At 63.7% G+C, this 19,163-nt stretch carries 14 protein-coding genes; 9 read left to right on the forward strand and 5 right to left on the reverse strand.

Translation table 11 applies throughout. The features are described from left to right. Nucleotides 1–26: 26 nt before the first annotated feature. Nucleotides 27–767, forward strand: coding sequence for a FadR/GntR family transcriptional regulator (locus tag WBP07_RS06160; protein WP_395394903.1), 741 nt, complete (start codon nucleotides 27–29; stop codon nucleotides 765–767). Here WBP07_RS06160 and WBP07_RS06165 read toward each other — a convergent pair whose 3' ends face one another. The 4 genes from WBP07_RS06165 to WBP07_RS06180 form a co-directional block, all read right to left on the reverse strand. Next, on the reverse strand, nucleotides 768–1,604 hold the full coding sequence (locus WBP07_RS06165) for an SDR family oxidoreductase (RefSeq protein ID WP_395394904.1): 837 nt from the start codon (nucleotides 1,602–1,604) through the stop codon (nucleotides 768–770). Nucleotides 1,605–1,614: 10 nt separating this feature from the next. Continuing rightward, on the reverse strand, nucleotides 1,615–2,817 hold the full coding sequence (locus WBP07_RS06170) for an MFS transporter (protein ID WP_395395734.1): 1,203 nt from the start codon (nucleotides 2,815–2,817) through the stop codon (nucleotides 1,615–1,617). Nucleotides 2,818–3,418: 601 nt separating this feature from the next. Next, entirely contained in the window at nucleotides 3,419–4,756 is a 1,338-nt protein-coding gene (locus WBP07_RS06175) for a sensor histidine kinase (protein WP_395394905.1), read from the reverse strand. Then, nucleotides 4,753–5,424 carry a response regulator transcription factor gene (locus tag WBP07_RS06180; RefSeq protein WP_395394907.1) on the reverse strand — a complete coding sequence of 224 codons (672 nt, stop codon included), beginning with the start codon at nucleotides 5,422–5,424 and terminating at the stop codon, nucleotides 4,753–4,755. Before WBP07_RS06180 ends, WBP07_RS06175 begins: the two co-directional genes overlap by 4 nt. 237 nt (nucleotides 5,425–5,661) lie before the next feature. Between WBP07_RS06180 and WBP07_RS06185 the strand changes: the two genes are divergently transcribed. From WBP07_RS06185 to WBP07_RS06220, 8 genes are all read left to right on the forward strand, one after another. Next, nucleotides 5,662–8,052: a TonB-dependent receptor gene (locus WBP07_RS06185; RefSeq protein ID WP_395394908.1), complete on the forward strand. Its 2,391-nt coding sequence runs from the start codon at nucleotides 5,662–5,664 to the stop codon at nucleotides 8,050–8,052. A gap of 70 nt (nucleotides 8,053–8,122) precedes the next feature. Continuing rightward, entirely contained in the window at nucleotides 8,123–9,331 is a 1,209-nt protein-coding gene (locus WBP07_RS06190) for a PepSY domain-containing protein (RefSeq protein WP_395394909.1), read from the forward strand. Nucleotides 9,332–9,336: 5 nt separating this feature from the next. After that, nucleotides 9,337–9,798 carry a nuclear transport factor 2 family protein gene (locus WBP07_RS06195; protein WP_395394910.1) on the forward strand — a complete coding sequence of 154 codons (462 nt, stop codon included), beginning with the start codon at nucleotides 9,337–9,339 and terminating at the stop codon, nucleotides 9,796–9,798. Nucleotides 9,799–9,814: 16 nt separating this feature from the next. Next, nucleotides 9,815–11,002, forward strand: coding sequence for a lactonase family protein (locus WBP07_RS06200; RefSeq protein ID WP_395394911.1), 1,188 nt, complete (start codon nucleotides 9,815–9,817; stop codon nucleotides 11,000–11,002). Then, nucleotides 10,999–12,606 carry a tannase/feruloyl esterase family alpha/beta hydrolase gene (locus tag WBP07_RS06205; protein ID WP_395394912.1) on the forward strand — a complete coding sequence of 536 codons (1,608 nt, stop codon included), beginning with the start codon at nucleotides 10,999–11,001 and terminating at the stop codon, nucleotides 12,604–12,606. The genes WBP07_RS06200 and WBP07_RS06205 overlap by 4 nt, the downstream gene beginning before the upstream one ends. 482 nt (nucleotides 12,607–13,088) lie before the next feature. After that, nucleotides 13,089–14,558 (forward strand): Wadjet anti-phage system protein JetA family protein, encoded by a 1,470-nt coding sequence (locus WBP07_RS06210; protein ID WP_395394913.1) that lies wholly within the window; start codon nucleotides 13,089–13,091, stop codon nucleotides 14,556–14,558. Next, nucleotides 14,555–15,277 (forward strand): DUF4194 domain-containing protein, encoded by a 723-nt coding sequence (locus WBP07_RS06215; protein WP_395394915.1) that lies wholly within the window; start codon nucleotides 14,555–14,557, stop codon nucleotides 15,275–15,277. Before WBP07_RS06210 ends, WBP07_RS06215 begins: the two co-directional genes overlap by 4 nt. After that, the gene (locus tag WBP07_RS06220; RefSeq protein ID WP_395394917.1) at nucleotides 15,274–18,690 is read left to right on the forward strand and encodes an SbcC/MukB-like Walker B domain-containing protein; all 3,417 of its coding nucleotides are present in this window, start codon (nucleotides 15,274–15,276) and stop codon (nucleotides 18,688–18,690) included. The genes WBP07_RS06215 and WBP07_RS06220 overlap by 4 nt, the downstream gene beginning before the upstream one ends. Nucleotides 18,691–18,802: 112 nt before the next feature. On the opposite strand, the gene WBP07_RS06225 is transcribed toward WBP07_RS06220, so the two are convergent. Then, the gene (locus WBP07_RS06225; protein ID WP_395394918.1) at nucleotides 18,803–19,087 is read right to left on the reverse strand and encodes an Arm DNA-binding domain-containing protein; all 285 of its coding nucleotides are present in this window, start codon (nucleotides 19,085–19,087) and stop codon (nucleotides 18,803–18,805) included. Nucleotides 19,088–19,163 lie beyond the last annotated feature (76 nt).

A 19,163-nucleotide genomic window follows, 5' to 3' on the forward strand; every position in this document is an offset into this window, starting at 1 on the left:
AGGGTTTTGTGTTTTGACCCACGCTGATGACCAAGCGCGAAACCAAGTCGGCACTCGATGCCGCTGCCGAACGATTGCGGGAGATCGTTCTCTCCCGGGAGCCGGGAGCCGCTCTCGGGCGCGAAGAGGCGCTTATTTCGGAGCTTGGCTTTGCCCGCGCCACCGTCCGCCAGGCGGCGCGTCTGGTCGAGCGGGAAGGGCTGCTGCTGGTTCGGCGCGGCAATAACGGCGGCTACTTCGGCTCGCGTCCGGATGCCTCGACGATCGAGACCGTCGTCAGCACTTATCTTTCGACGGTGGATGTCCCGCCGCAAGACGTCACCGTGATCGCCACGGCGTTGTGGGTGGAGGCGATGCGCAAGGCTGCCCGCGCACCGCATGACGAGATTGTCGAATTGATCGAATCCTTGCTCGAACGCACACGCGCGATATCGGACGATGCGGCGTTCGACGCGGTGCGTGAACTGGAGCGGGAGACGCAGGACATCGTCTTCACACTGGCCGACAGTGCGTACATCAAGCTGATCTTCGATATAAACGTCGCGTTCTCACGCCGTACCTATCAGGGGCCGGTGATCGACGATGTCTCGCCAGAGCATCGCCAATTCGTGCAGAACTGGCGCAATGCCCGGCTGATGGAATTCGGTGCCTTGCTGCAAGGCGATCCGGAATTGGCCGCGATTGCCAGCCAATACAGCCGCAAGGTATGGGCGCGGCGGATCAGGGCGCGTTTTCAGATGCGGCTGGAGGACGAAGTCGTCGATTGATCACGGGCTGGTGAGGGCGGCGCTCAGGCCGCCGTCGACCAGCAGGTCCGTACCGCTGATGAAGGCGGCGCGCGGCGAGATGAGGAATTCGACCGCATCGGCAATCTCGTGCATCGCGCCTTCGCGCTGGAGCGGGCTCCTGGCGAACATGCGTGCCTTGTTAGGGCTCTCGGCATAAGCGCCACGTCCCATCGGCGTGGCAATCATGCCGGGAGAAAGCGACACTATCCGTGCGCCTCGCTGCCCCCATTCCGCCGCCTTGTGCCGGGCAAGCATGAGCAGGCCGGATTTGGAAAGGGCATAAGCGGCTGCCGGCGTGGCGCCATCGGGGCCCAGATGCTCGGCCAGGAGATCGGTGAGGTCGGGGCGCGTCGGTTCGGACAGGATTTGGCGGGCCAGCGCATCGGGTTGCGAGAGATGCGCGGCCATGGAGGAGATCAACACTGCGCATGATCCGGGGCTTGCCAATGGCAGCAGACTTGCCGCGACAAGCGCGGGGCCGCGCAGATTGACTTTCAGGATCGCTCCAAAGTCCCCCGCCGCGATCGATAGTCCCGCGACATGGACCAGCGCATGAAATCCGCCGTTTTCATCAACGATTCCGGCCAGTCTTGCGATGGAGGCGGCGTCCGTCACATCGCAGTGCACGGCCAATGCCTCGCCCCCCTCATCGACCAGCGCTGCGGCCTGACGCAAGGCCAGCGTCTCGTCGATATCGGCGAGGATGACGCGGTGCTGCTGCGCCATCCTGCGGGCGATCGCCATGCCCAATCCGCCGGCGCCGACCACAACAGCGTTGGGCAGGCCCGATCGGGTAATCGGCGGCGTGGGGTTCATTGGTGGATCCTCATGCATTCGTGGGCACAGAGGCGTGCCAATCAGGATAGTCGCGCAAGCTGAACACCAGCCCGCCTGAAACGAGGGAAATGACGACGCCTGTCAGCAGCAGGGGCGTGTAGCTGTCATATCGGTCGTAGGAGAGCCCTGCCGCCAGCGGTCCGACGGCCGAGGCAAGGGCGATGACGCTGGTCATGAAGCCGAAGATAGTGCCGTAGTTGCGCATGCCCGCGTAACGCGCGGTCAGGTAGCTGCATAACTGGATCTTCGTTCCTGCTGCATAGCCGCTTATCATGATGCCCAGGATGATCGTGGCCGGCGTTGCAATTCCGGCCATCAGCATCGGCCACCCGATCGCGGTGGAGGCGAGCGTCACGCCGCCCACGACGCGCGCGTGGAAGCGGTCTATCAGCGTGCCCGAAACCAGCTTGCCCAGAACCCCGGCCACGCCTGACAGGCTGACCAGCCAGGCCGCCTGGCCGCGGCTCATCCCCGCCTCGACCAAAATGGGGAACTGGTGGACGACGATGGCGATGGTAACGGTCAGGACGAGGAACGTGGCGACGGCCACTTTCCAGAGCGAGGAATCCCGCCACGCCTGCGATAGTGACAGCCCTGCAAGGTCGATCCTGGCCGGCGCCGCGGACAGACTTTGCTTCCGTTCACGATCGCGCACGTCGAACAGGAACAAAGCCGACAGGACGAGCGCCAGTGCACCCCATCCCAACCCCATGATCGCGTAAGCGGCACGCCATCCCGATCGTTCGATGATGTAATTGGCCAAGGGCGGGGCGACGACTTGCGCAAGCGCGGTGCCAGACATGGTAACCCCCAGCGCCAGGCCGCGCCCGCTTGTGAATACGCTGGCGATTGCGGCCGACCACAGGGTCGACTGGATCAGCAGTGCCACAATGCCCCATGCGAGCCATAGACCGATCCATTGGGTTAGCGATCCGTCCGTCAGTGAAAACGCCGCAATCGCCATGGCCGTCAGCACAAGGCCGGGCAGGGCAAGCCGCCGTGAGCCGAAGCGGTCGATCAGGTTGCCCACAAACGGCGAGCACAGAATGGAAAGCAACGATGCGATGGCCATGCCCAGCGTGAGTTCGGTCCGCCCCCAATGGAACTCTTCAGCAAGCGGATCCATGAACACGCCTGCGGCCGCCGTCATGAACGACATGAACGAAAAGCCTATGCAGGCCGCAAGGACCATCGGCCAATGGCGACGCCATTCGGTGCGAGCCGATTCACGCTGACCCAATCCAGCTCTCCCAAAGGTTCACGCCTGGCTTCCGGGCCAAGGTCGATCCTTTGATTGTCAATGATTGCCCTATTCGAGTCCAGATAAAAGGATCCTGTTTGACGGCAGCTAAGTCCCGCGTGCGACATAACGGTTGCCGATTTCCGGGCGGATTTGTGTCGAAAACAAGGTATTTTGACCGATGGACGGCAAAATTTATCGCGGAGTCGATCATTCATCGATCGGCAAAACAGTTGCTCGCCACGGATTGTGTCTGTGAGCGATTGGCCGTTAGAGTGCTCTTAATGAAATTGCGCTCGAACAAGGTTGCCCACGAATGGGGCCGATGGCGAAGTTTTCGACGAATTGTCGACATACCTCCCGAACCGGCATATGAAGGCGCTTTACGCGCAGTCCTTCACGCCATGCCGGTTCGACTTGCCGCCATCGCCATCGCGCGATGGCGGCATCTTTTTCGTGATAATGGATCGCGCTACGGTAAAATTGCCTGTCCAGAAAAGGCCGGCATTGCAGCGGCCGGCCACTCCATCCGTGCTCACGAAAGCAATTCCAATTAGCGTTTCAAGCTAAGTGGCAGCGTGATCGTGCAGCTGAGCCCGCCCAGATTCGGCGATTGTGCCAGATCTATGCTGCCGTTGTACAATTCCACCAATTCCCTCGTGATATTCAGGCCCAGACCGTATCCCTTGCCGGTTTCGTCAAGGCGGCGGCCGGGGAGCATCGCCTCATTGATGAGCATATCGGTGATCCCGCTGCCATCGTCCTCCACGACGATGCGGATATGGCGACCCTCTGCCGCTGTGCCAGTGACGTTGATCGCTTCGCGGCAGTGCCGAAAGGCATTTTCCAGCAGGTTGCCAAGGATTTCTCCGAAATCCTCAGCATCTACGGCTAGCTGGCAAGGCTGCGGCAGATCGTTTCGGACACGTATGGCTTTCTGGCCGTGAAGCTGTTGCAGCACGAGGATCAGATCGGTGGTGATCTGCCAGGCATCGCATCGTAGTCGGGGGGCCCCGCTGATGGCCGCACTGCGAGCACGTCGCAAGTGATGCGCCACACGATTGTCGATCGCAGCGACCAGCGATCGCACCTCCTCGTTGTTCCCGGCATCGCGCGTCATGATGAAAGCCAGCGTGGCGAGCGGCGTCTTTACCCCGTGAGCCAGATTGGCCATGTGTTGGCGCGCGTGATTGAGGCTGAGTTCCTGCTGAGAGATCAGCGCGTTGATCTCCGCTGCAAGGGGCTTAAGCTCTCCAGGCTGTGCTTCGGGCAATAATTGACGCGTTCCATTGCGGATGTCGGCCAGATTGGTCTGTAGCCGACGGACCGGCTTGAGCCCGAAATGCACCTGAAGCAACGCCGTCAGTGCAAGGATCAGCGCCAGCAGCACAAGTGCCGAAATCGTCGGGATCAGCGCATGGCGGATAGGAGCCTTGATGAGCGAATCGGGGGCGATCACCGTCACGATCACAGGCTTTTCCGGCGTGCCGCTGCGGCGCTGGCGCAAGTGGACGCGGGTGCCGTCCACCTTCCATCCGCGCCCGCTGTAGGCGCCGTGCTCCACCTGGATGGTGCCGTCCGCATACGCCGATTGCGCTGGCCGCGGTCCCTTATGCCAGTGCCCCGCTACAGTGCGCACATCCCAACCCCAACCCGCCGTCGGCAGGTCGTAATCGGGCAGCAGGAGAATGCGGTCGGGATGCAACCGGCCGTCGGCATCCACGGCCCGCTCGATCCCACCCAGTTGCGCATCCATCTTGTCGTTGAGGCTGGTCGTGATGACCAGGTCGAGAACGCTCTTGTTCGCCTGCCAGGAAACCATCAACGCGACCATGCCTGCCACGACAGCGATAACGATTTGCCGGGCATGGATCGACAGGGGCAGCTTCACGACGGCAATCCGACCAGTCGGTAGCCATAGCCGCGAATGGGCTCAATGATATGCGGGGAGATCTTGCGCCGCAGGCGGCTCATGATCACCTCCAGCGAACCTGCCTCGGCATCCTCGTCATAACCGTAGACGCTGGCGATCAGGTGGTTCCGGCTAACCGCCACACCTTTGCGGGTGATGAGAGCGGTGAGCAGGCGCAGTTCGAAGGCAGTCAGCTTCAGCGGCTGCCCCGCCATTTCCATACCGCCGGTCATCCCGTCGTAGGTGAGGGTCCCGCAAACGATCTTGGCGCTGTTGTGCGAACCGGAGCGGCGGATAAGCGCCCGCAAACGCAAAACGGCTTCCTCGGGATGAAAGGGTTTCACCAGATAGTCATCGGCCCCGGCTTTGAAGCCGGCAATCCGGTCGAGCCAGGTATCGCGCGCCGTCAGGATCAGGACCGGCAGATCACGCTGGTTTTGTCGCCACGCCTGGAGAATGGCCATGCCGTCCAGCGATGGCAGGCCCAAGTCCAGCACCGCAGCCGCATATTCCTGCGTGAGGCCGAGATGAAGCGCATCCTCTCCATCCGTTACCAGGTCGACGACGAAGCCTTCCCCTATCAGGAAACGTTGCAGCTTGTCCGAAAGCCGTTGGTCGTCCTCAACAAGTAACAAGCGCAAGGTCATCCTCTCCTTCTTCGCGTTCTTGGCCGTTCGAGCAAAACATCGGCATCGTAGATGCCTAGAACTTATCGCTCGCCCCGAGACATTCAATTCATGCTTGGCGCGAGATATTGCCCCCATCCGTTCGTCTTCGGTTTAGGTTGGCGCCCTAAGCCCCTCATCGACCGGTCGCGATGCCGGGAAAGAACAGAATGGATGCCGAGCCGGCTTGAAACCGGCCGGTATGAGGAGGGGTAGGGAATGGGCATTTCGAGATGCATGCTGCCAGGCACGAGTGCCCTGGCGATCGCAATTGCGGCAACGCCAGCACTGGCGCAAGAACAGGGCGGAGCCGCGGATGCGCCTGGCTCGCAGGAAATCATCGTCACTGCCATGAAGCGCGCCTCCACCGCGCTGAAGACGCCGGCGGCGCTGTCGGTGCTCTCAGGCGATGCGCTGAAGGAGCAGGGCGTGAACAGCGCGGCGGACCTTCAGAACGTGGTGCCCAACGTCAATATCTCCACCGGGCGTGATGGCTTACAGGTGGCGATCCGCGGCGTTTCTTCCACCGACACGTCCAGCAAGGGTTCGCAGGACATCGCCTTCAACATCGACGGCATGTACGTCGGGCGCGGCTACGCCCGCTCGGGCGCGTTTTTCGATATCAGCCGCGTGGAAGTGCTGCGCGGGCCGCAAGGTACGCTCTATGGCCGCAGCTCCACCGGGGGCGCGGTGAACGTTATCACCAATGCGCCGAAGCTGGGCGAGACGGAGGGCTTCGCCCGCATCGAATACGGCAATTTCAACGCCATGCGGGGGGAGGCGGCGCTGAACGTGCCGCTCGGCCAGATCGTGGCGCTGCGCGTGTCGGGCACTTTCAACAACCGCGACGGCTATTCGAAACCGATGGACACCACCATCGATGCCAACGGCCAGACCTATACCTTCAGCAAGTCGCTGGCGCGGGCGCGGAACGACCAGAAGGATGCGGCGGGACGCATTTCGCTGCTGGTGTCCCCCAGCGATGCGCTGGAGGCGCGGTTCACCGCGACGCTGGGCCATCAGGGCGGGGCGGGCAGCACTTATGCGCTGGAAACCCAGCTTCAGGCCCACAATGACACCGGTACGGCGGCGCTGCGTACGCTGACCAATCCGGTGCCTGCCTACCTCGATGCGAGCTTCCGGCTCTACGATGCCAGCCTCAGGGCCAAGGCGGGCGGTATCCAGTTCGATCTGCTAGGCTCCTACCAGAACTTCCGCTTCGAACAGCAGGGGACGCAGACCAACGACGTGGCGGCGAACGCCAATTCCAAGGTCGAGCCGACGTTTTCGCCCACCGCGTTCGGGCCGGCCTTCCAATTCTATCTCCAGCGTAGCCGTTCGGTGGCCAAGCAAGTCGAACTGCGCGCATCCAACGAGGAACCGGGCTTCATCGACTATGTCGTGGGCGCCAATTACTATCAGGAAAAGAACGATGAAAGCGGCCTGACCTGGAATGCCCAGATCGACGCCCCGCTCGATCAGTCGCGGTACTATTACTACGCCGGCCCCGTGAACACGACGACCCAGAAATCCTATGGCGTGTTCGGACAGGCGACCTTCAACGTCACCGATCGGATCGGCCTAGTTGCGGGCGCACGCTATACGCAGAACAAGCTGGACCGGGTCGGCACGTTCACCCTGCCGTTCAATTTCGACGCCGGCTTCCCGCCGCCGCCCTATCCGGACGATCAGGGCAATGCGATCTGCACATATCCCAACGACTGCGTGGGCGGAGCGAACAACGGTTCGGAAAAGGACCACAAGTTCACCTGGCGGCTTGGCGCGAACTTCCAGATGACGCCCAGCGACCTGATCTATGCGTCGGTTTCAACCGGCTTCAAGCCTGGCGGCTTCAACGATTACGACCAGACGACCGGCGGCATCGGCAACTACAAGCCGGCGTTCCTCACCGCGTACGAGGTGGGCTACAAGGGGCGGCCGGTCGCCGGGCTGACGTTGTCGTCATCGGCGTTCTACTACGATTATTCGGATTATCAGGTGAACAGCATCGCGCTGTTCCCCAATGGCCAGCAGGCGCTGTTCACCGAGACGGTGCCGGTCGAAATCTACGGCTGGGAGAACGAGGCGACTTACGCCATCGCCCGGCAGACCACGCTATCCGCCTCGTTCTCGCTGCTGCACAGTAAGTACAAGGACTATGTGGCGGGCGTGAACCGTTTCGTGGGCGACGGGATCGACTTCTCCGGCGATCCGGTGGACCTTGCCCCCAGCGTCTTCGCCACCGCCGCGATCGACCATGCCTTCGACGTCGGCAGTAAGGGCAAGCTGAGGTTGCACGCGGCGATCAAGTACAGCGGATCCTACTACCTCAGCGATTTCGGCGACGGCGTGCGCTACAAGCAGCCGGACTATACCCGAAGCGACGCGAACCTCACGTACGAGGGCGATGACGGGCGCTATTCGATCCAGGTCTTCGTCGAGAATATCGAGAACAAGGTGCAGCGCACCAGCTTCGTCACCGGGTCCTATTTCGGCGGTGTTTACGGCGGCGTCGGCAACCATGCGCCGGGCCCGATGCCGGACAACTACCTGGCCTTCTACACCACCACGCCGCGTTTCTACGGCGTACGACTGGCCTACAAGTTCTGATCTTTCCCATGGCCCCGTCGCTCACCTCCCGAGGGGCGGGGCCGCCCTTCGTGTTCGCAAGCAGGATAGAATGCTGAAGCTCAAGTCCATCCACCGGTTCGTTACCGTTTTCTTCGCGCTGCTGCTCCTGTTCCTGGGCGTGACCGGGACGCTGATGCAGGGGCTGGACCTCTACAAGCTGGTCGGCAAGGCCCCGGCCAGCGACCTCGACGTACAGGCCATTCGCGAAAGCTTCGACGGGCCGGGCGATTTCCAGGTGCGCCAGACGCGGGACTACCTGGCCAAGGCGCTGCCGGCAAACTTCGATTATGCCGCCAATTTGCGGAAAGGGCTGGCCGATGTGCGCGGGGCCTTCGGCGATGTGCCGCTGGTCTATGCCGAATTCCGCATGATCGGCGACAAGCCGGTCGCGCGGTTCGGCGAGGGGCGCGGGCATGTGACCGTGGACCTTGCCAGCGGCCGGCTGATCGATCGCACTTCGGCGGACAAGGTCGACACCGCGCCGGAGGGTTCCATTCGCAATTTCTTCAAGCACCTGCACCGTATGACGACGTTCGGCGACTGGGCGCTTGTGCTGAACCTGATGGCGCCGATCGCGCTGGGCACGCTGATCGTCACCGGCCTGCTGATCTACTTCCGCCTGCTGGGCGCGCGGCAGCGGATGAAGCGCAACGGACTGTTCTGGAAGGGCGGCGACCAGTGGCGGCAGATCCACCGCTGGACCGCGATCGTGATGGCGGTGCCGCTGATGGTGGTGACATTCAGTGGAATGTGGCTGGCCATCGAGAGCGCTGGCCTCGCGCTGAAAATCCGCGAGATCGGCCCGCAGATGGGCGATCCGCTGCGCCCCGGCGCGCTGACTCCGCTGGACGATGCGCGCCTGCCGGGAATGCTGGTGGTTACCCTGTCCGCCGCCGAGCGCGAGATGGCGGGCCATCCGGTGAAGGTCGTGCGCCTGCGCGACTATGCCGGCTATCATCAGGGCGTGGTGGTGACCGGTGGCGAGAATTCGCGCCAACTGGTCTACAACGCCGAATCCGGCAAGGCCATGGCCCTGACCGAGCCTGGCTATCCGCCTGTGCCGTTCCCGTTCGGCTGGCAGGCGCATGAGACCGCCAAGCGGCTCCATCGCGGCGATATTGTCGGCATGCCCGGTCGCTGGCTGGACCTGCTGGCAGGCCTCGCGCTCGTCTATTTCTCCCTCTCTGGCCTCGTCATGTACGTCGAACTCTGGCGCAAGCGCGCCAGGGGCGGACGGCGCGGCCTGTTCTGGAAGTGATGCCCATGACCCGACATGCCTTTCGCGCCCTGATCCTGCCTGCCGCCCTGGCCGGCATGATCCCGACCGCGCCGGTTCTCGCGCGCGCCGCTCATGCCGCCGCGGCCCATGACGAAGCCTCGCTGATCGCGACGGAGGACGCGTTCTTCGCCGCGCAGATCAGCCATGACTTCGCCACGGTCGACGCCAGCCTGGGCGACGAACTGGTCTATTGCCACGCCAATGGCCGGCGAGAGACGCGTGGCGATCACCTTGCCGCGCTGCGCGACGGCCATCTCGACTATCGCCGCATCGATCCCAGCGACCGCGTGGTCCACGTCTACGGCGATGTCGGCACCAGTCGCGCCAACCTGACGATGCAGGTGGGGGAGCGGACGATGAAGGCCAGCGTGCTGGGCGTCTACGCCTGGCGCGATGGCCGCTGGCAGCTCGTCTCATGGCAGACCACGCCGCTTCCCGATGCCTGATCCGAGGATGGATTACTTGAATACGCGAACGATCGAACTTGCCGCCTCGCGGCGTGCGGTGCTGGGGGGATTGGCTCTTGGCGGTCTGGCGATGACGGGGGCAGGGCGCGCCCTTGCCAGTTCGGCACCGGCATCCGACGCGCTGGTCTACTTCGGCATGCATGGCAGCCAGATCCACGCCGCGCGCTTCGACACCCGGCGCGGCACACTCTCCCCCATCGGCGTGGCGGCCGAGCAGTCGGCACCGACCTGGGGCATCCTCCACCCGGCTGGCGAGGTGGTCTACTACGTGCGCGAGGACGGCAACGAGGGGTGGGAAAGCGGCGCCGTCGTCGCCTATCGGATCGACCGCACCAGTGGACGCCTCCAGCGCATTGGCGAGACGATCGCGCAAGGCGGCGGCACCACGCACCTGCACCTCGATGCGCCGTCGATGACGCTGCTGGCCACCAACTTCGGCGGCAGCACCGTTTCGACCATCCCGATCCGTTCGGACGACGGCCTTGGCCCGGTATCCTCCGTCCTGATCGAGCATGGATCGGGGCCGATGAAGCGGCAGGGCAGTTCGCATCCGCACGGCGTCGCGGTGGACCCGACCGGCCGGTTCGCGCTGGTGCCCGACCTTGGTGCCGATCGCATCTTCGTCCATCGCTTCGACCGGCAGACGCGCGCCTTGCGCTATGACCGACCGGACCGTCACCTCGATTACGTGGCCGCGCCGGGCAGCGGCCCGCGCCACGTCCTGTTCCATCCGGGTGGCCGCGTGATGTTCGCGCTGACCGAGCTGAGCGGCGAACTTCTGACGTTCGGCTGGAACGGCGAAACCGGCGAACTGACTTTGATCGACGCGCGCTCCACCTCCTCGGCCGGGTTTTCGGGCGAGCGGAGCAGCTCCGAACTGGCGATCAGTGCCGATGGCACGAAGCTCTATCTTACCGACCGGAGCGAGAACACAATCGTCGTCCACGCCATCGACCCGGCAACCGGCAAGCTCACGCTGCTTCAGCGCCTGTCCTGCGGCGGCGATTTTCCCTGGCACTTCGCGATCGATCCGGCAGGATCGTGGATGCTGGTCGCCAACGAGAAATCGAGCCGGGTGGAAGTCTTCGCCATCGACCGCGCCAGTGGCCGGGTTTCCCCGACGCGCAATGGGCTGGACCTGCCGCGCCCCGTACACATCCTTTTCGCCGGAGAAATTGCATGACCAGACGCAGGTTCGCGAAACTGGCCCTTTCCGCTGCCCCGGCGCTGCTGGCTTTCGTGGCGCCCGGCGTGGCGCATGCCGCCGAACCGGCTCAGGCCTCCTGCGCCGCACTGGCCAAGGCTTTGACCGCGCAGTCGGCCGAGGTGCAAGCGCGGATGGTGGCGCCAGGCAAGCTGGACCTGCCCAATTCCGACTGGGAAAGCGCGCCGGGCATGAATATCGCCGGGCAGGCCACGCAGGCCGCCAATCCAGGGTTCTGCCGCGTATCCTTCGTGCTGAAGCCCGCCGCCGGATCGGCGATCCGCACCGAGGTTTGGCTGCCCGCAAAGGGCTGGAACGGCAAGTTCCTGGGCCTTGGCAATTTCGGCTGGGGCGGATCGATCCCCTACGGCACCATGCAGACCGGGCTGGCGCAGGGCTATGCCGTCGCCGCCAATGATACCGGGCATGATGACAGCATGGGCCACGGCGGCCGTTTCGCGCTGGGGCAGCCGGACAAGCTGGACGACTATGCCGGGCGCGCCAACCACCTGATGACGGAGCAGGCAAAGCTGCTGGTGCAGCGCTTCTTCGGCCGCGCCGCCAGCCATTCCTATTTCATCGGCTGCTCGCTGGGCGGATTACAGGCGCTGATCGAGGCGCAGCGCTATCCCGAGGATTACGACGGTATCGTCGCCGGCGCCCCGCCGAACCCTTTGGCGAACTTCAATGCCGCGCAGATGTGGCCGCAATGGCTGCTGGCGCAGGATCCCAAGCGCTATATCCCGCCGGAAGGCTACGCGATGGTCACCCGCGCGGCGATAGAGGCCTGCGCCGGCCCGGTGGGCAAGGCGCAGGGCTATATCGAGAACCCGGCAGCCTGCGGCTTTCGCCCGCGCCAGTTGCTCTGCAAGCCCGGCGTGACGGCCGATTGCCTGACGCAAGCGCAAGTCGATTTTCTGGACCTGATCTATCGCGGGCCGGTAGATCCGGCCAGCGGACGGCTGATTTTCCCTGGCCCGGCGCTGGGCTCCGAAAGCCAGTTGGCGATGTTCGCCAGCGGCAAGGAGTTCACCAATGCCGCCGATTTCTTTCGCTATGCCGCGTTCCAGTCGGCCGAATGGTCACCGCTGAAGATGGACTGGTCGGAGGACGTGGCCGCCGCCGGCGCGGCGACCGGAGGACGTTTCGAGGTCAAACCCGACCTTGACGCCTTTCTGCGGCGCGGCGGCAAGCTGCTGCTCTATATCGGTTGGAACGACTATCACCATCCCGGCGAGCTGATGGGCTGGCACGATGCAGTGCTGGCGAATGCCAAGGCCGGTGGGATCGACGCCGGATCCGCCGTGCGCCTGTTCGCGCTGCCCGGCATGGATCACTGCCAAGGCGGCCCCGGCTGCGACACGTTCGACAAGCTGGGCGTTATCGACGCCTGGGCCAGCGGCGGCGCTGCGCCGGATTTCTTCGTCGCCAGCAAGTACGCCGACGGCAGGCTACTGCGTCAGCAATTGATCTGCGCCTATCCGCATATTGCCGTCGCTTCGTTCGGCAAGCCCGGCGATGGGACCGGCAGCAGTTCATGCGTTTTTCCCGGTGATGCCCGGAGCGAACGGCTCGGCAGCTAGATAAAGTACAATATTCTAGAGCTGCGGGCCGCGACTTCGAAGTTCATAAGCTTCGCTCGTTCTGCGCGTCCTTTGGGATTGGCGTTTGCCATTTTTTTGTCCGTAAGCACGATGCCCGATTTGTACCTCGCCTTTCGAAACGCTGGAAAGTGGAAATCGAACCCACAGAAAAACGGCTCAGTGAGGACGCTCTTGGGAAAGAGGGGCTTCGTCGATTCAATTTTCTGATTCGCGGGCGCCTTGCGGGCGGGGAGGGGGCGGACGATCGGATCGGCATCCGGGGCCGTCGCATCGATCAGGCATTCTTGCCTCCTTGACGCCGGTTGGCTGACATGGCGACGAGCCGCGCGTCCCGGGGTGCGGCTTATCGATTGGGTGTTTACATCTTGGGCCGCCCGGTTGTTGCGTCTCCTCTTGGCTCCTATGTGCCGCTCCCTTTCCGTCCCCGTACCGATTCTGGCCGAGGCGATCATGGGATTTCGATGCATACGGCTGGCTCTGGAGAACGCGACAACGGGCAAGGGCAGGAAACGCGGGACGCGCTTTTCGGGCACCTTCCGCCCAGCCTGTTCGGCGTGCTGTCCTCGCCCGCGCGGCGGGACTATGCGCGCCTGATCCTCTGGGTCTACCGCGCGTTCTTTGGCGAGAACTATGCCGATCCGGTGCGCAAGGACGACCTCGTCGCCTTCATCGCCACCCAGATCGACCGCCTTTCCGACATTGCCGAGGACTTCTCCGCAGACGCGGCCAATGCCGATGCCAGTCAGAACCCGCACAACGTCTACCTCCGGCTGAAGCAGGCCGGCTGGTTGGTCGAGCATTCGCGCGGCTATGTGCAGATGGTCGATCTCGACGCCTCGGTCTCGATGCTGCTCGAAACGCTGAGCGCGATCGAGGAGGGGGAGGCGGTCCATTTCGGCGGGACCATCGCGGCGCTGGAAAGCGTGATCGAGCGGCTGGGCGACAACCCGCTCGACAAGGCATCCTCGCTGGCGGACGCGGCGCTGCGCGCGCGGCGTTTCCAGCAGCATCTCTCCGCGATCATCGGCAACTTGCGCGCGCACGAGCAGCGCATCGTTTCCGATCCGCAGCCCACGCGCATCCTGGCCAGCTTCTTCCACTTCGTGGAGGATGTGCTGATCTCGGATTACCGGGTCATCAAGACCACCAACAATCCGTTCCGCCACCGTAACCGGATCATCCAGATGATCTCCGATTACGAGCATGACCCCGCCGTCGTGACGGCCTTCGCGCAGGGCTACGTCGCGCAAGGGTTGGCTGGAAATCATGACACCGCGCTTTCGAAAGTCCGCCAGCATCTGGCGCAGGTGAAGCGGATCTTCGATGCGGCCGAGGAACGGCTCGATGACATCGACGCTTTCCGCAGCCGCCTTGAACAGCGGATCGCCCGCACCGTCAGCTATATGAACGAGGTCGACGGTTCGAGCTTGCTACGCCTCACCCATCTGCTTCGCGATGTGGCCGCGGTGCCTTGTGATTGGGAGGACCCTGTCGAGGTTCCTTCCGAACTGGCCGATCCGGTGCGGCACTGGGGCCCCGAAAGCCTTGCCTCGCCGACGCTGCGCCGGCCGATCGCAGCGCCCAGCCCGGTGCGCCGGGTCGAGGTCGATCCCGCGCTGATCGCCTACGACCAGTCGCAGAAGGTCTATCTGCTGCAACTGGCCGTCACCCCGCAGAAGATCGCCGATTACATCGAGCGCAATCTGGGGACGCGTGACGGGCTGGATGCAGGCCAGTTCGGCATCGACAGCCCCGAGCAGGCCCTGCTGCTGCAAGGCGCCCGCCAGCTCGACATGTTCGGCAACAAGGATCTGCTGCGGCGCTTCCGCGTGGTCCACGATCCTGGCCGCGTCGTCGAGACCGACTGGTCGGCTTTCTCGGCCTTCCGCATCGAACGTATTTCTCCCGATTCCCCGAGTGTAGACCAATGACCGGCACCACGCTGTACGACCTTGAAGAGCTGCTGGAACGACCGCAGAACCGCGACGTCTCGAAGGAGATGATGGTGCGGGCGGCGGACCGCCTGCTCGCCCAGCAATGCCTGTTCCGCGACGATTACAATGCCTCAGGCACCTACGATCTCATCGTGCGCCACGCGGCCTATTTCCGTGGGCTGTTCGATGCGCTTGGGCGCGATCTGGTGATCCGCGCCGACGAGATGATGATCGAACTGCGCCCGCAGGAAAGCCTTTCGCGAACCACGCTTTCGGTCGACGAGACGATCGTGCTGCTCGCGCTGCGCGCCACGTTCGAGCAGGGCGTGCTGACGATGAGCCAGGAGGAATTCGGCCACATCGAGACGACATCGATGGAAGTGATGGAACGCTACGACCAGTGGGTCGCCCGGCCCCGTCCGCCATGGGCGCGCGTGCGCAAGATCCTCGATGCGTTCCGCCGCCGCCGCTTCATCGACCTTGGTGACGATATTCCGCTGGAGAACGGCGTGCGGATCACCATCCGCCCGTCGATCCGCAGCGTGACCGGCGATGCCTGGCAGACGCGTATAGAGGAATGGGTCGCGGCGACGCAGGCCAGGCTTGCCGCAGAGGCGCAGGGGCAATTGCCCGAAAGCCACGCGGAGGAAGCGGCGGAAGAGGTCGCTCCGGCCCCCGCTCCCGTCGAAGCGCGTGAACAGGAGATTGCGGAATGATCAAGCTCAGCCGCATCAACCTGATCAATTGGTACACGTTCGAACGCCTGTCGATCGACCTTCGGGGCAGCACGTCGCTGATCGGCCCCAACGGCGCGGGCAAGTCGTCCATCCTCGACGCGATCCAGGTCGTTCTGACCGGCAACAACCGCAACTATTTCCAGCTCAATGCCAGTGCGAACGTCACCGCCGGGCAGACCCGCAAGGTGGGCGAGAACCGTTCGGTCTTCGACTATTGCCTTGGCCGCGTTGCTGGCGAGACGCTGCGCACCAACTGCATCAGCTATGTCTCGCTGGTGTTCGAGCGCGAGCATGACGGCAAGTGCTGGACCGTGGGCATCGGCATGAGCGCGGTCGACGGCGAGCAGAATGAGGAAGTGCTCGGCGCTTTCATCGCGCCCGACCAGTCGCTGCGCGACAGCGACTTTCTGGAGGACGTGGACGGCGCCCCTTACGTGCTGCCCTGGGGCGAACTGACCGCGCGGCTGCGCAAGGTTTCCGGGTTCGAGAATCTCGGCCACCGGCCCACCCACTTTACCCGCCGCGTGCTCATGGCGCTGGGCGGGAAGGGGCACCACGCGGACCCGGAGAAGTTCCTCAAGACGCTGAGGAATGGTCTGCGCATCCGCGAGATGAAGTCGGCCACCGAATTCGTGCGCGAATTCCTGCTCGATCCCGCCGGGCTCGACGTGGAGGCGCTGCGCAAGTCGGTCTCGACCTGGCGTGGGCTGCTCAAGAAGATCGAGGATCTCGAGACCCAGAAGCAGCAGGTGGGTGAGGCGATTGCCGCCTACCGAGAACTGGCCGACAAGACCTCCGAGGAAACCCGGCTGCGCTGGGTCGCCGGCAAGGCCGAACGCGACCGTCTGGAAGAGCACTTGCGCCTTGTCACCATCCAGCACGAGAGCAAGCTGGAAGAACAGGCGCTGGCCGACCGCCGGCTTACCCGCACGCGCGAAGCGATTACCCGCGTGACCGAGGAAATCCGCGAGATTTCGCGCGCGCTGGAAAACGACACACGCGAACAGGCGATCCGCGAGTTCCGCGATCTCAACCTGCCAATCGCCGAACGAGCCTATGCCGAGGCTGACAAGGACTATCAGACCTATTTCGCTGCGATCGGCGCGGCGGCGGGCCTCAGCGATCGGCTGGTACTGACTTATGGCGACGGCGAATATCTGCGTGCCAAGGAAGCACTGGAAGCGCTCCGCAGCCGCGTCTCGGGCGAGGCCGGCCTTGCCGCGCGCGATATCGACCAGATCGTCACCCGCCTTGTCGATCCGCTGGCGCGCTATGTCGCCGCCGCGCAGGACGCGCGCGAGGGGCATCTCAGGACGGGCGCCACGCTGCGCGGCCAGCTTCGCGAAAACCGCGAGCAGTTGCAGACCCTTGCACGCGGCGGCGCGCTGGTCGAAGGGCCGACGGCACGGCTGATCGACTATCTCGAAGCGCATGGCATTGCCGCAAGGCCTATTGCCGAACTGGTCGAAGTGACCGACGAGCGCTGGGTCGATGCCGCCGAAACGCTGCTGGGTGCCGCACGCGATGCGCTGGTGGTCGAACCCAAACAGGCGCAGGAGGCGATTGCCCTGCTGCGCCGCCAGCGCCGCGACTATCCCGGCACGCAGATCGTCAACACGACCAAGACGGGTGAGGGTACGAAGTCGGCTACGGCAGGCAGCCTTGCCGATGTGATCGAGACGGACAATGCGCACGCGCGGGCCTTCATCAACCGCCGTCTCAACAGCGTGCGCCGGGTCGAGACCGAGCAGGAGCTGCTACGGCATGACCGCGCCGTCACCCCCGATTGCCTTTTTGCCTCGGGCGGCTCGATCGAGAACCGCCGCCCCGCGCAGGTCCACCGCCTGGGCAAGGAAGCCAGCCGCAAGAACATCCCGGTGCTGGAAGAACTGGTTGCCGGGCAGGAGCGCTCGCTTTCCAGCAGCGAAGCCCAGGCCAAGGCGCTGAAAGCGCTGGTCGAGGATATCCAGCGCTTCCTTGACGTCGCCGGAAGCCGCAGCCTCGACGACCTAGAGCGCAGCCGCCAGAGCACGGCGGAAAGCGTCGCCCAGATCCGCGACAATATCCGCACCCTTGAAGGCGAACGCCCGGTCGAAATCCGCGAGCGGCTGGTCGGCCTCAAGGCGGACCTTGCCGAATACGAGGAGGAATTGAAGAACGACGAGAAGGCGCAGCGCGTCTCCGGCCATCTCGTCGGCAGCGCCAGCGAGAAGCTGGCCGTTGCCCGGGACGAGTTCGCCAAGGCCGAAGCCATGTTTGCCGAACGCGACGGGCTCGATGCGGCGGAGCGGGAAAACGCGCTGCGGGACTACGATTTCCTGCTGGCAGAACATGGCAAGGTGTTGCCCGCACTGCGCAATGCCGCACAGGATCAGGCGGCCAAGGCCCGTACGCGGGTCAACCAGCTTCTGGGGCAGGCACCACAGAAGGCCTATGCCTACGCCCACGATGCCGGGATCGGCGGACAATTCGACCGCGAGGCTGGGCCAGAGGTGCAGCTTGCCTGGCTGGAAGGCCAGCAGGCTTCGATCGTCAACAATACGCTGAGTGAGTACCGCGATCAGGCGCAGGAAGCGCGCGCCTCGATCGAGACTTCGCTGAAGACCGACATGCTGGTCAAGCTGCATGACCGTATCGAGGGTGCCAAGCGCCAGATCCGCACGCTCAACCGCAGCCTGCAGTTGCGCCCATTCCACGGCGAACTCTACCGCTTCGAAGTAAAGCCGGACCGCTTCTATGCCGAGATCGTGGAGATCGCCCGGCGGGTCCAGCTCAACAGCATCGACGTGGGCGCGCTGTTCGAGGAGGGGAGTGCCAATTCCGGGATCGAGCCCAGCCTGATGAAGGGCGTCGAGCGGATCAAGCGTATGATCGACGAGGGCGAGAACGTCGAGCAGATCAGCGACTATCGCAACTATCTGCAATTCGAACTGCTGACGACGACGCTCGACGGCGAGCGCGTCACATCGGACTATGCCAAGCGCCAAGGCAGTGGTTCGGGCGGCGAGAAGCAGGTGCCGTTCTACATCGCCATGGCTTGCGCGATGTCGAGCGTGTGCCACTCCTCCGAAGACAATCGCGACAATCTGGGCCTTGGCATCATCCTCTTCGACGAGGCGTTCAACGCGCTCGACGGCGGCAACGTCAACTCGTGCTTGGCCCTGCTGCGCGAGTTCAACCTCCAGGTCTTCGCCTGTGCCCCGATCGAGAAGCTGGGCGTATTCATGGAGCAGATGGACACGGTGCTCTCCGTCCGCCGCATCGGCACGACAACGATGCTCTACGCTGATTACCTGAAGGACGAGGGCCGGGCGAAGTTCCGCGAGGCGAACCCGGCGAACGAACCGTTCGACTTATTCAAGGAGCGGTTCGGTGAAGAGGCCGTTAGTTGAGACCGGAAAAGGGTTGGGCAGTTGCGCCCGCCTTGGCACTACAGCCAAGCGGATGAGGCCCTTGGGAGATAGGGATTCCGGGTTTGGTCGCCTGGATCGAAAGTCATTGCGATCAGCTATCCAGATCCATGAGGCCAGATTCCAGGCGTTCCAGCCGCTCTGCGAATGCCCGGAGATCGGTCGGAGCTTCTCCCTCCGCCATCCGCGCCTCATCGCGCTTGTTCCGCGCGTCCTTGAGCGTGAGTTCCGGGTACGAACCGAAGGTGGGCAGCTTTTCCCTGCTCTCGAATTCGAACTTCATTCGCCAGGATTTGAGGGCGCTTTTCGCGACGAAAAGATAAGGTCCGCGCGAATCAGTAAGCTTGAAAGGCTTCTCTTTGGGATTGGCGTTTGCCACCTATTTGTCCGTAAGCACGACACCCCCGACTTGTACCCCAACCTGCCTTGGGCAGTGGCGAAACAAAACGGGATTT

The organism is Novosphingobium oxfordense, assembly GCF_044029435.1.
Classification (GTDB): Bacteria; Pseudomonadota; Alphaproteobacteria; order Sphingomonadales; family Sphingomonadaceae; genus Novosphingobium.